Genomic DNA, 13,119 nt, shown 5'->3' with positions numbered 1-13,119 from the left:
GACTCAGCCTTCGAGGCCGAGGGCAGCGGCCACGGAGACCACGTCGTTGCCGACCTTGACGGGGCTGACATCGCTGCCATCCTCGGTGCGCAAGGCCCACTGGGGATCTTTGAGGCCGTGCCCGGTCACCGTGATGACGATGGTCTTGCCCGTGGGCACCTCGCCCGCGGCGTGCTTCTTGATCAGGCCCGCGACGCCTGCCGCTGAACCAGGCTCCACGAAGACGCCTTCCTTGCTGGAAAGCCAGCGGTGTGCTTCGAGGATCTGCTCGTCGGTGACGGCCTCGATCACTCCGCCGGACTCATCACGTGCGGCGACGGCGGTGTCCCAGGAAGCCGGGTTGCCGATGCGGATGGCGGTGGCGATGGTCTCCGGGTGGGTGATCGGGTGACCCGCCACGAACGGAGCCGCACCGGCCGCCTGGAAGCCCCACATGACGGGCGTCTTGCTCGCGACGGCAGGCAGCTCACCGGCGGTGGCGGACTGGTACGGGGCCGCGTACTCCTTGTAGCCCTTCCAGTATGCGCTGATGTTGCCTGCGTTGCCGACGGGCAGGATGTGGATGTCAGGGGCATCGCCCAAGGCGTCCACGACCTCGAAGGAGCCGGTCTTCTGCCCCTCGATACGAGCCGGGTTCACCGAGTTCACCAGGAACACCGGGTAGGCCTCGTTCAGCTTGCGCGCGATCTCAAGGCAGTCGTCGAAGTTGCCGTCCACCTGGAGCAAGGTCGCGCCGTGGGCGATGGCCTGGGACAGCTTGCCCATGGCGATCTTGCCTTCGGGCACCAGCACGGCGCAGCGCAGGCCTGCCGATGTGGCATAGGCGGCAGCGGAGGCGGAGGTGTTGCCTGTGGACGCACACACCACGGCCTGGGCGCCCGCGGCGACCGCGGCGGTCATGGCCATGGTCATGCCCCGGTCCTTGAAGGAACCGGTCGGATTCATGCCCTCGACCTTGAGGTAGACCGTGTTCCCGGTCAGCTCGGAGAGCTTCTGCGCGTGAACGAGCGGCGTGCCGCCCTCGCCCAGGGTCACGACCCTGGTGTTCTCGTCGACAGGCAGACGCTCGGCGTATTCGCGGATCACACCGCGCCACTGATGGGCCACTTAGACACCTTCCACACGGAGGACGGACGTCACGTCATTCACGACGTCCAGCTGGGAGACGGATTCGACGGTGGAGGCCAGGTCGGCCTCGCTCCCGCGGTGCGTCACGATGCGCAGTTCCGCGGTTCCGTCGGCGTTGTTGATGCTCTGCCGGAACAGTTCGATGGACACGCCGTTGTCGCTGAAGACCTGGGCGATGCGGGCCAGCACACCCGGCTGATCCGCGACGGTGAGCCCCACATGGTAGCTGGTCCGGCTCGCTGCGATCGGCCGGGCAGGAACGTGCCCGGTGGTGGTCTCGGTGCGGCCCGGGCCACCCAGAACCACGCGTCGGGCGGCGGACACCAAGTCCCCGAGCACGGCCGAAGCGGTCGGGTTGCCGCCCGCTCCCTGACCGTAGAACATCAGTTCACCGGCGTTCTCCGCTTCCACGAACACCGCGTTGAAGGCTCCCCGGACGGCGGCCAGCGGATGTTCACGCGGCAGAAGCGTGGGGTGCACGCGGACACTCACGCCTTCGGAACCGGCGTCGTCGCTGAGCTTTTCGGCGATGGCGAGCAGCTTGATGACGAAACCGGCATCCTTGGCCGCCGCGATGTCTTCGGCGCTGACCTTGGTGATGCCTTCACAGTGGACGTCATCCAGCGAGAAACGGGTGTGGAAGGACAACGCGGCGAGGATCGCAGCCTTCGCCGCAGCGTCATGACCCTCGACATCAGCGGTCGGATCGGCTTCGGCGTATCCCAGACGCTGGGCCTCTGCGAGGGCGTCGGCGAACTGCGCGCCGGTGGAGTCCATCTGGTCCAGGATGAAGTTGGTGGTTCCGTTGACGATGCCGAGCACTCGTGTGATCCGGTCACCCGACAGGCTGTCCCGGATGGGCCGCAGGATCGGGATCGCCCCGGCGACGGCGGCCTCGTAGGAGAGCTGCACCCCCGCCTTGTCCGCCTCCTCGTAAAGCGTCGGACCGTCCTGAGCCAGCAAGGCCTTGTTGCCGGTCACCACGGAGGCACCGTGCTGGACTGCACGGAGGATCAGGCTGCGGGCCGGCTCGATACCGCCCATCAGCTCGATCACCAGATCGGCCTCGGCCACGAGGGACTCGGCATCGGTGGTGAAGAGTTCCTGCGGAAGCTCGACGTCGCGCGGACTCCCCAGCGTGCGGACGGCGATGCCGACCAGTTCAAGGCGGGCACCGGTGCGGGCGGCGAGCGTCTCCGCGTCCTCGAGCAGGATGCGGGCCACCTGCGACCCCACCGTGCCACAGCCCAGCAGGGCCACTTTCAACGTCTTCGTCTCGGTCACGCCAGTATTCACGTCCAGGCTCACAGCTGTCGGGCTCCCATGTCTCGGCTCAAGAGGTCTTCCTCGGTCTCCCCACGAATGATCCACCGGGCGGTCCCACCGGAGATCGCGACCACCCCCGGCCGGGCCAGGTAGTTGTAGTTGCTCGCGAGTGCCCAGCAGTAGGCGCCGGTTCCGGGAACCGCCAGAAGGTCACCGGCCCGCACGTCTGAGGGCAGGTAAACATCTTTAACAACAATGTCGCCGCTCTCGCAATGTTTGCCCACCACTCGGGACAGTTGGGCAGGCGCCCCGGATGTCCGATTGGCCAGTGCCGCGGAGTAGTCCGCGTCGTAGAGCACCGGGCGGGCGTTGTCGCTCATGCCTCCGTCCACGGAGATGTAACGCCGTGGGAACGTCCGTGAAGCATCCTCCGGGTCCTCGACCTGAACGGTCTTCCGGGTGCCGACCTCATAGAGGGTGAAGGTGGTGCTGCCGACGATCGCACGTCCCGGCTCGATGGAGATCCTGGGGCACTCGATGCCCAGCTCACTGCAGCATTCACGGACGACGGCGGCCAGAGCCAAGGCGATCTCGGCGGGCGGGCGCGGGGTGTCCACGGGCGTGTAGGCGATCCCGTGTCCGCCGCCCAGGTCCATTTCCGGCAGCACGACACCATGCTTGCGCTGCATCGCGTCGTGGAAGGCGAGAAGCTTGCGAGCGGCGACCGCGAAGCCGTCCGCTTCGAAGATCTGCGAGCCGATGTGGCAATGCAGGCCGAGCAGTTCGATGCCGTCCAGCGCAACCGCCGCGTCCACGGCCTGCTCGGCGGCCGACAGCTGCGGGTCCACACCGCGTTCGGCGGCGTCTTCGGCGGTGAAGGGGGCCATCGACAGGCCGAACTTCTGATCCTCATGGGCGGTGGCGATGAACTCGTGCGTGTGGGCATGTACGCCTGGCGTCAGGCGCAGCATGACCTTCGCCACCGCGTCACGGCCTTCGGCGCGACGCTCCTGGGCGATGCGGGCCACTCGTTCCAGTTCATCGATGCTGTCCACCACGATGCGGCCGAGCCCCAGATCCAGGGCACGGCCGATCTCCGCCGCGGACTTGTTGTTGCCATGCAATCCGAGCAATTCCGCCGGGAAGGAAGCCCGCTGCGCCACCGCGAGTTCGCCGCCGGAACAGGTGTCCAGGCGGAGGCCCTCCTCCTGGACCCAGCGGGCCACCTCGACGCTCAGGAACGCCTTACCGGCGTAGTAGACATCCACTCCCCCGCAAAGATCCTGGAACGCGGCATCGAAAGCATCCCGGAACGCCCGTGCGCGGGCCCGGAAGTCGTCCTCGCTGAGGACGAACAGCGGGGTGCCGAACTGCTCTTTCAACGCACTGACCGGCACACCGCCGACGGCGAGTCCGCCGTCGGCGTCCCGGACGACGTCGTGCGCCCAACTGGGAGCGTGCAGGGTGTTGAGATCTCCGGGCAGGTCCAGCCAGCTCGGTGCCAGCGGGCTCGCGGCGGCCATTTACATGCGCTCCGGGGCGGAGACACCCAGCAGGTCGAGGCCGTTGGCGAGCACCTGGCTGGTGGCGTCGTTGAGCCAGAGACGGGTGCGGTTGACCGTCCCGACCTCTTCGTCGCCCAGCGGCGTGACACGGCATGCGTCGTACCAGCGGTGGTACGCGCCGGCGATGACCTCGAGATGGCGGGCGATGCGGTGCGGCTCGCGCAGTTCCGCCGCCTTGGCCACGATGGACGGGAAGCTGCCCAGCTGGGACAGCAGTTCGTTCTCTGTGGGGTCGGTCAGGAGCGCCGCGTCGAACTCGCTGCGGTCCACACCGGCAGCCGCCGCGTTGCGTGCGGTGCCGCGAGACCGGGCATGCGCGTACTGCACGTAGAACACCGGGTTCTCGTTGCTGTTCTTCTTCAGCACCTCGGGTTCGAGGGTGATGGGCGAGTCCGCCGGGAAACGGGCCAGGGAGTAGCGCACCGCGTCCTTGCCGAGCCAGGAGATGAGGTCCTTGAGCTCGATGATGTTGCCGGCGCGCTTGGACAGCTTGGCGCCGTTGACGGACACGAGCTGCCCGATGAGCACCTCGATGTTCTTCTCCGGATCATCGCCCGCGCAGGCGGCGATGGCCTTGAGACGGTTGACGTAGCCGTGGTGATCGGCGCCGAGAAGGTAGATCTTCTCCTCGAAGCCGCGATCCCGCTTGCTCAGGTAATACGCGGCATCTGCGGCGAAGTAGGTGGGCTCACCATTCGCACGGATGAGGACGCGGTCCTTGTCATCCGTGAAATCAGTGGTGCGCAGCCAGACGGCCCCATCCTGGTCGAAGACGTGGCCCTGTTCGCGCAGGCGGTCCACAGAGGCCTCCAGGGCACCCGACTCATGCAAGGTGCGCTCGGAGAAGTACACGTCGAAGTGCACATCGAAGTCGGCCAGGGTCTGCTTGATGTCCTCCATCTGCGCCTGATATGCGGCTTCACGGACCACGGGCAAAGCGGCTTCATCCGTCAGTTCGCGCACGGCTGGATGCTCCTTGAGCACCTCCTGGCCGAGGTCGACGATGTACTGGCCCGGGTACCCGCCCTCCGGCACGTCACGGCCGTGCAGGCGGGAGAGCACCGAGTTGGCGAAGACGTTCATCTGGCTGCCGGCGTCGTTGATGTAGTACTCGGCAGCGACCTCGGCACCGGCGGCGCGCAGCACGCGGGCGATGGAATCGCCCAGCGCAGCCCAGCGGGTGTGGCCAATGTGCAGCGGGCCCGTCGGGTTGGCGGAGACGAACTCCATGTTCACGGTGTGGCCGGCGAGCGCATCGCTCGTGCCGTACGAGGTTCCCGCCGCCACGATGGTGCGGGCCAGTTCACCGGCGGCACCGGCGTCCAGTGTGATGTTGATGAAGCCGGGGCCGGCGATGTCCACCGCGGCGACGCCCTCGACGGCGCGAAGGCGATCCGCGAGGATTCCGGCGAAGTCACGCGGGGCCATGCCTGCGCGCTTGCCGAACTGCATGGCGGCATTGGTGGCCCAGTCCCCATGCTCCCGGTTCTTCGGTCGCTCCACGCGCACTTCGGCGCTCAGCGCCTCCTCCGGGAGGGAGATGGCACCGTCGGCGACGGCGGCCTTCAGGCATGCGGTGATTGCTGCGGAAAGTTGTTCGGGAGTCACCCTCCAATCCTACGTGGCAGGGGCAGTGCGCCGAAAAGCGTGACGGCCGTGGGCACAGAAAGCACCCAGACGAGAGCTCTACCGTGGATCATGAAGTGTGTCCAGGCACAGTGAGACCGGTATCAGGCCCCATGGCCAGCAATCCCCCGCGAGGAGAAGAACGTGCAGCAGACCCATCCACCGGCAGAACCCACCCGGCCCAGCCGCGGACGCTCCCTGCTCCCCGTCGGTCTCGCAGCCGCGGCCGGGGGAATCGCCATCCTGGTGGGCTGCGCCCCCGCAAAGGACGCCTCGGTGACCGAACCCCAGGCACAGCCCAGTGCACAGGGCAGCACGGCTGCTTCCCACACCACCGGCCACTACAAGAACGGCACCTACAGCGCTGACGGACACTACGTCTCCCCCAATGGTGAGGAGACGGTCGGCGTGACGCTGACCCTCTCCGCCGGGAAGATCACGGACGTGAACATCACGCCGCATCCCACCAGCGCCAACACCCAGCTGTTTCAGAACCGTTTCGCCGGCGGGATCAAAGACCTCGTCGTGGGCAAGAGCATCGATGAACTCGACGTCTCCCGTGTCGCCGGTTCCAGTCTCACCAGCGGAGGCTTCAACGACGCGGTGGAGGCCATCAAGAAGCAGGCAGGTTGAGCACGAGCGAGGTGTGGGAGTTCGAGGCGCTCGGCACGCGGTGGTGGATCCGCGCCACCGGCCTGAGTCCTGATCTTCGCGCGAGCATCACCGGGATCATCACCGAGTTCGACGCCACATGGTCCCGCTTCCGCCCCGACGCTGCGATCCGGCAGCTGGCTGAAGCCGCATCGAGTGAAGTCCGGACCCTCAGTCTCCCCGAGGAGGCCGGGAAACTGGGACGTCTGTACGGTGAATTGCACGAACTCAGTGGAGGATCGGTCACGCCGTTCATCGGAGCCTCGCTGGCCCGCCTGGGTTACGACGAGCACTACTCATTCCGTGCCCAAGGGGCCGCGGTGCCGGCGCCCCGTTGGGGCGTGGACGCCCACTGGGAAGATCGCGAGATCCGCGCGACCGGGCCCGTCATCGTGGACATCGGAGCGGCCGGCAAGGGCCTGGCCGTGGATCTGGTGAGTGAATTCCTCGGTGCGTCCGGTGCAGGCCCGTTTCTCGTCGATGCGAGCGGTGATCTCCGCAGCGGAGCGGGAAGTGAGGACCGCATCGCGCTGGAGAACCCTTTCGACACCTCCCAGGCCATCGGAGTGGTCTCCGTCGCCGATGCCGCGCTCGCCGCGTCTGCCGTGAACCGGCGCAGCTGGGGCGAAGGACTGCATCACGTCCTGGACGGGCTGAGCGGGCTTCCGGTACGGAAGGTCATGGCCACCTGGGTCCTCGCTCCGACGGCCATGCTGGCGGACGGCCTGGCCACGGCCCTGTTCTTCGTTCCGGGGGAAGAACTGTCCCGCCGCTACGCTGTTGAATGGTTGAGCGTGCACAGCGACGGGCACGCCGAGGGTTCCCGGTACTTCCTGGAAGGGCTCTTCTGATGAACGCAGTGCTGAATACGACGTTCCGCGCCGACCGCGCCCTGGGACGACTTCCCATGGTCCGCTTGGTAGCGTCGGCGCTCGGGGTGCTGGTCCTCTACAGCATGGTCATGGATGCTCTCGGATGGACAGAGTTCGGCTTCCCGGCCCTGGCACTCCATCTTCTGCTCTGCGTCGGCGCCACGGTGCTGAGCAATGCGGCCTGCGCCGCGCTCTTCCGGCTCAAGCCGTACTGGGATTCGTCCCTGGTGACCGCCGGTCTGCTGTACTTCTTGTTCTGGCCGGGCAGCACCGTGCGGGAGTTCCTCGGCATCACCCTGGCCGCGGTCCTCGCCTCCGCTTCCAAGTACGCCCTCGCCTGGCATGGCCGGCATGTGTTCAACCCGGCGGCGCTCGGCGCCTTCGTAGTCTCCTTGACAGGCCTGAATGCGGCCACCTGGTGGGTGGGATCGCCGATCATGCTCTGGGCCGTCATCCCTCTCGGACTCCTGGCCCTCCATCGGGCAGGCCAGTATGCTGCCGCGTTCCCGTTCCTCGTGCTCTCGCTGGCCACCACGGTCCTCGTCACCCTGTCGCGCGGTCTACCTGCGGGCACCGCCCCCTCCCTGTGGCTGGCCAGCCAGGCAACGGTGTTCTTCGCCTGCTTCATGCTCAGCGAACCCCTCACCCTGCCGCCCCGCCGCTGGCAGCGCGCACTGGTGGGCGCCGTCGTCGGCGTGCTGTTCTCCCTGCCCTTCTCCGCCCAGCTGGGCACAGTCGTGCTGAGCAATGCGCCGGAGGCCGTCCTGCTGCTGGGCAATCTCCTCGCATTGCTGCTGCGGCCCCGGGGTCTCGGAAAAGCCGCTCTGAGTGCCCGGCGGGACGTGGCCGACGGCGTCACCGAGTTCAGCTTCCAGCTGCCCGAGCGGCTATCCCTTCCGGCCGGGCAGTACGTCGAACTGGGCATCCCGACTCCGGGACTGGGTTCCGCCCGCCGCGTGTTCACGCCCGTACAGGCGGGCGGGGGCGTCCTGAGGATCGCGACCCGGACTTCAGAGCCGCTCTCAGCCGCCAAGCAGACCCTGTTGAAGCTGCCCGAAGGCTCGCTCGTGCAGCTCAGCCGCGCCGGTGGCGACTTCGGGCTGCCCTCCGGCGACAGCCCCCTGCTGCTGGTGGCCGGCGGCATCGGCGTGACGCCGTTCCTGAGTCTGCTCGGAAACGGGCACGATGGCGGGCGGGACATCATCCTGCTGTACTCCGTGCCGGACCATGCCGCTGCCGCCTACCTTCCCGAGCTGGCGGCGTCAGGCGCCCGTGTCCTGCTCCGCACCAGCCGTCCCTTGCCAGAGGGCGCGGAGCTGCCCGACGGCGTCGAGCACGTGGGGGCCGAGCGCTTCAGCGCCGAAAGGATCGCTGAGCTGGTACCCGATGCTGCGACACGCACGGCCCTGCTCGCCGGGACCCCCGAGTTCGTGCACGCCCTCCGTGGTGCGCTGCGCTCTGCGGGAGTCCGGAAGGTACTGCGCGATTCCTTCCTCGGTTACTGACGCTTCACCGAGCCTCCAGCGGCTCGCTGGGGCGGGGCCGATTTCGCATCCGGGGGTGGAAAGCTGCTAAGCTCGAGGACGTTCCCGGGAGCTCCCGGGATCCCTGGTGCGCCCTCGTAGCTCAGGGGATAGAGCGTCTGCCTCCGGAGCAGAAGGCCGTAGGTTCGAATCCTATCGAGGGCACCACGAAGGGCCCGGTTCCACGGAACCGGGCCCTTTTGCCGTCCCACCGGCGGCTTGACGCCCGGTCCCGGAGCGGGGCCTCGGCGGACACCGTGGAAACTCGCCACACCGACCCCGCTGGATCCGTGCGAGATCGCTCCCGCCAAGAGCGATCTCGCACGCACATCGCGAGTTCACGGAGGCTGGAGGGATTCCAAAAGCCATCTCCAACGCCTGTACCGGACACACAAGCTCGTCCGGGACCCCCGCGACGACTAGGCTTGATCACGTCATGCCTCTGAACATCACGTATCCCGCCGCGCTTCCCGTCTCCGAGCGCCGCGAGGAGATCATGGCCGCCATCCGGGACCATCAGGTGGTCATCGTGGCGGGCGAGACCGGCTCCGGTAAAACCACTCAGCTTCCCAAGATGTGCCTTGAACTCGGCCTCGCCGAGAACGGCCTCATCGGGCACACCCAGCCCCGCCGCCTCGCCGCACGGACCGTGGCCGAGCGCATCGCTGAGGAGCTCGGTGTGGAGCTGGGCCAGGAGGTCGGATACCAGGTCCGTTTCACCGGCGAAGTCGGACCGCAGACGCAGGTGAAGCTCATGACGGACGGCATCCTGCTGGCCGAGATCCAACGCGACCGGCTCCTGCGCAAATACAGCGTGATCATCGTGGACGAAGCCCACGAGCGCAGCCTCAACATCGACTTCATCCTCGGCTATCTGAGGCGACTTCTCCCCCAGCGCCCGGACCTCAAAGTCATCATCACGTCCGCGACGATCGACCCGGAACGCTTCGCGCGCCACTTCGGCGGTGACGACACGCCATCTCCCATCGTCGAGGTCTCCGGACGCACCTTCCCCGTCGAAATCCGCTATCGCCCGCTGTCCGAAGCCCCCGGCGGCGAGGAACTGGACGATGAACTCGAAGAGGACCGCGACCCGGTCGACGCGGTCTGCGATGCCGTGGACGAGCTGTCCCGGGAGGCCCCCGGCGACATCCTGGTCTTCTTCTCCGGCGAGCGCGAGATCCGCGAAGCAGCCGAGGCGTTGCGGGGCCGTTTGCCCCGCAACCCGCGCCTGGCGGATGCGGAGATCCTCCCCTTGTTCGCCCGGCTGAGCCTCGCCGAACAGCACAAGGTGTTCCACCCCGGGCCCAAGCGACGGATCGTCCTGGCCACCAACGTCGCCGAGACCTCCCTGACCGTGCCGGGCATCAAATACGTCATCGACACCGGAACGGCCCGCATTTCGCGGTACTCACACCGCACCAAGGTTCAGCGGCTTCCGATCGAACGCGTGTCCCAAGCCTCCGCCAGCCAGCGTTCCGGCCGCTGCGGCCGTGTCAGCGACGGCATCGCGATCCGCCTGTACTCCGAAGAGGACTTCGACTCGAGGCCCGAGTTCACCGACCCGGAGATCCTGCGCACCAACCTCGCCGCCGTCATCCTCCAGATGATCGCCATCGGCGTCGCGGTCACCCCGAAAGATGTCGAGGCGTTCCCGTTCGTGGAATCCCCTGATACACGCGCGGTCAACGACGGCGTCACGCTGCTTCGCGAGCTCGGAGCACTCCCCTCCCCGGGGACCGACGACGACGCGCGGCCGGCAAACGCACAGCCGCGCGGACGCGGGCGCAACGGCCGAGGAGGCGGCCGCAAGCCGTCCGGGCTGACCGCCGTCGGCCATCAGCTGGCCCAGCTGCCCGTGGACCCGCGCCTGGGCCGAATGATCGTCGAAGCCGGCCGCCGGGATTGTGCCCGCGAGGTCCTGGTGCTGGCCGCCGCCCTGACCATCCAGGATCCCCGCGAACGCCCCACGGACAAGCAGCAGCAGGCTGCGGAGAAGCATGCTCGCTTCCGGGATGAGAAGAGCGACTTCACCGGTTTCCTGAACCTCTGGAACTACCTCCAGGAGAAACAGCGGGAGCTCTCCTCCAGTGCTTTCCGGCGACTCTGTCACGCGGAATTCATCAACTACCTGCGCGTGCGCGAATGGCAGGAACTCTACAGCCAGCTCCGCCAGCTCGCCAAGCCGCTGGGCATCTCCGTGGGCAACGACCGTGAAACGGACCCGGTGGGCAACCACGACGCGGTGCACATGTCGCTGCTGTCCGGGCTGCTCAGTCAGATCGGCCTCTACGACGAGCGCAAACGTGAGTATGCGGGCGCCCGCGGGACACGTTTCGCGATCTTCCCCGGTTCCGCGTTGTTCAAGAAGTCGCCGGCCTTCGTCATGGCGGCCGAACTGGTCGAGACCAGCAGACTCTGGGCACGAGTGGCCGCCGCATTCGACCCGTCCTGGGCCGAACAGGTGGCTCCGGAACTGGTGAAGCGCAGCTTCAGCGAGCCGCATTGGTCGTCGAAATCCGGCTCCGTCATGGCCTACGAGAAGGTCACCCTGTACGGAGTGCCGATCATCCCCAAGCGCCGGGTGAACTACGCGAAGGTGGATCCGGAGCTCTGCCGCGAACTGTTCATCCGCCATGCACTCGTGGACGGCGAGTGGCGCACCCATCATAAGTTCTTCCAACGGAACCGTGCCCTGCTGCGCGAAGTGGAGGAGCTGGAGACCCGTATGCGCCGCCGGGACATCCGGGTGGACGATGAGACGCTCTTCGAGTTCTACGAACGGCGGATCGGGCGTGAGGTCGTCTCCGAACGGCACTTCGACCTGTGGTGGAAGAACGCCCGCCAGGAAGATCCGACGCTCCTGGACTTCGACCGGGCCCTCGTGATGAGCGAGGAGGCCGAGGACCTGGACGAGTCGGCCTTCCCCAAGGTCTGGCACGGACAGGGCTTCGAGTTCCCCCTGAGCTACGAATTCCACCCGGTGGCGCCCGGCGCGACGCCGGATCCCACGGACGGCGCCACCGTGGAGATCCCCGCCCTCTTCCTGAACCAGGTGGATCCCGAACCGTTCCGCTGGCAGATCCCCGGACAGCGCGTCGAACTCGTCACGGCACTCATCAAGTCCCTGCCGAAGGCCGTGCGCAAGAATTTCGTCCCGGCACCTGATGTGGCCCGGCAGGCGGTGCCCGCCCTCGTCGAGGACTTCTCACCCGCCGAAGATCGCATCGAGGACGCACTGGCGCTCACCCTGCGACGTTTGCGGGGCCAGGTGATCCCCGACGGCAGCTTCTCCTGGGAGAGCGTGCCACCTCATCTGCGGATGACGTTCCGCGTGGTGGATTCCAAAGGCGTCCTGCTCGGCGAAGGCAAGGACCTCTCCGAGCTTCAGGACGAGCTGGCGCCCGCCACCCGGCGCGCCATCGCCGAAAGCCTGGGGGCCACGCCCAAATCGGTCACGCCCGGAACGCGCGGCAAGGCCGCCCAGGACGGAACCGGCCCGAAGAACGCTACGAAGGGCGCCGCGTCGGGCACGGCTCCCGGCCTGCACGCCTCCGGAGTCCAGGAACTGAGCGGCCTCTCCGACTGGGCGGCGCTCACCGCCGCCAGCGGCGGCGAGGTCCGGCGCAGTGTCAGTCGCGAGCTGGGCGGCCACACGGTGACCGGTTACCCTGCGCTGGTTGATGAGGGGACGACGGTGGGCTTGCGGGTGTTCCAGACCCGGGAACGCCAGGAAGCCGCGATGCGCGGTGGTGTGATCCGCTTGATCGCATTGAAGGTGCCATCACCGGACCGCTACGTGCTGGAGCATCTGAGCAACACCGAGAAGCTGACCTTCAGCCAGAATCCGCATGGCAGCATCGGTGCGCTGATCGCCGATTGCGCCCAGGCGGCGATCGACAAGCTCGTCCCGGCACAGCTGCCCTGGGACACCGCATCATTCGACGCGCTCTACGAAAAGGTCCGCGCAGAACTCATCGACACGGTTTTCACCGTGACCGCAGTGGTGGAGAAGATCCTCTCGAGTTCCTTGAGGATCGGCAAACAGCTCAGAGGATCGGTGAGTCCCGCGCTCTTCAGCGCCCTGAGCGACGAGAAGAGCCATCTCGCCCAGCTGGTGTACCCCGGTTTCGTCGCGAAGACCGGCTATCTCCAGCTCTCGCAGCTGCCCCGCTATCTGACGGCGATCGAACGACGGCTGGAGAAGCTCTCCGGCAATGTGCAGCGGGACGCCAACGGTATGGCCGCCGTGCAGCGGCTGGAGGACGAGTACGACGACGCGGTGGCCGCCCTGCGCTCCGGAGACGGCCCGGGACCGGAGTTAACCCATGTGCGCTGGATGCTGGAGGAGCTCCGGGTGAGTTTCTTCGCCGTCGAACTCGGAACGCAGTACTCCGTCAGCGAAAAGCGGATCCGCGTGGCCCTGAACAAGGCTCTCGCGCCCTGAACGTCGGCGACGTCATGCATGAGGGAAGGGCGGGCTGTCCT

General features: G+C 67.2%; 8 protein-coding genes and 1 tRNA gene. 5 read left to right on the top strand and 4 right to left on the bottom strand.

The genetic code is table 11. The features are described from left to right. Positions 1–3 precede the first annotated feature (3 nt). Genes thrC through argS form a run of 4 tightly spaced genes read right to left on the bottom strand, consistent with a single transcriptional unit; the run spans position 4 to position 5,567 of the window. Positions 4–1,107, bottom strand: a complete 1,104-nt coding sequence (gene thrC / locus ACIPXZ_RS02655; RefSeq protein ID WP_400590572.1) for a threonine synthase — start codon at positions 1,105–1,107, stop codon at positions 4–6. Next, entirely contained in the window at positions 1,108–2,412 is a 1,305-nt protein-coding gene (locus ACIPXZ_RS02650; protein WP_400590571.1) for a homoserine dehydrogenase, read from the bottom strand. Between the two features lie 20 nt (positions 2,413–2,432). Then, a complete protein-coding gene (gene lysA / locus ACIPXZ_RS02645; RefSeq protein ID WP_400590570.1) occupies positions 2,433–3,917 on the bottom strand; it encodes a diaminopimelate decarboxylase in 1,485 nt (494 codons plus the stop codon). Beyond that, positions 3,918–5,567: an arginine--tRNA ligase gene (gene argS, locus ACIPXZ_RS02640; protein WP_400590569.1), complete on the bottom strand. Its 1,650-nt coding sequence runs from the start codon at positions 5,565–5,567 to the stop codon at positions 3,918–3,920. 162 nt (positions 5,568–5,729) lie between these two features. Here argS and ACIPXZ_RS02635 point away from each other — a divergent pair, with 162 nt between their 5' ends. The 5 genes from ACIPXZ_RS02635 to hrpA all read left to right on the top strand — a co-directional run bounded on the left by ACIPXZ_RS02635 (position 5,730) and on the right by hrpA (position 13,078). Continuing rightward, entirely contained in the window at positions 5,730–6,218 is a 489-nt protein-coding gene (locus tag ACIPXZ_RS02635) for an FMN-binding protein (RefSeq protein WP_400590568.1), read from the top strand. Then, on the top strand, positions 6,215–7,087 hold the full coding sequence (locus ACIPXZ_RS02630) for an FAD:protein FMN transferase (RefSeq protein WP_400590567.1): 873 nt from the start codon (positions 6,215–6,217) through the stop codon (positions 7,085–7,087). Before ACIPXZ_RS02635 ends, ACIPXZ_RS02630 begins: the two co-directional genes overlap by 4 nt. Next, on the top strand, positions 7,087–8,613 hold the full coding sequence (locus tag ACIPXZ_RS02625) for an FAD-dependent oxidoreductase (RefSeq protein ID WP_400590566.1): 1,527 nt from the start codon (positions 7,087–7,089) through the stop codon (positions 8,611–8,613). Before ACIPXZ_RS02630 ends, ACIPXZ_RS02625 begins: the two co-directional genes overlap by 1 nt. 110 nt (positions 8,614–8,723) lie before the next feature. Beyond that, positions 8,724–8,799, top strand: a tRNA-Arg gene (locus tag ACIPXZ_RS02620). A gap of 268 nt (positions 8,800–9,067) precedes the next feature. Then, positions 9,068–13,078 carry an ATP-dependent RNA helicase HrpA gene (gene hrpA / locus ACIPXZ_RS02615; RefSeq protein WP_400590565.1) on the top strand — a complete coding sequence of 1,337 codons (4,011 nt, stop codon included), beginning with the start codon at positions 9,068–9,070 and terminating at the stop codon, positions 13,076–13,078. Positions 13,079–13,119: the final 41 nt, after the last annotated feature.

The sequence above is a fragment of the Arthrobacter sp. NPDC090010 genome, assembly GCF_044748305.1.
In the GTDB taxonomy this organism is placed as follows: Bacteria; Actinomycetota; Actinomycetes; order Actinomycetales; family Micrococcaceae; genus Arthrobacter_E.
This window is presented reverse-complemented; position numbering and strand designations above follow the sequence as displayed.

Bases quoted from the DNA above. Each gene is read 5' to 3' on its own strand.
- ACIPXZ_RS02625 (WP_400590566.1), top strand. From the start codon at position 7,087: ATGAACGCAGTGCTGAATACGACGTTCCGCGCCGACCGCGCCCTGGGA.
- lysA (WP_400590570.1), bottom strand. From the start codon at position 3,917: ATGGCCGCCGCGAGCCCGCTGGCACCGAGCTGGCTGGACCTGCCCGGA.
- hrpA (WP_400590565.1), top strand. From the start codon at position 9,068: ATGCCTCTGAACATCACGTATCCCGCCGCGCTTCCCGTCTCCGAGCGC.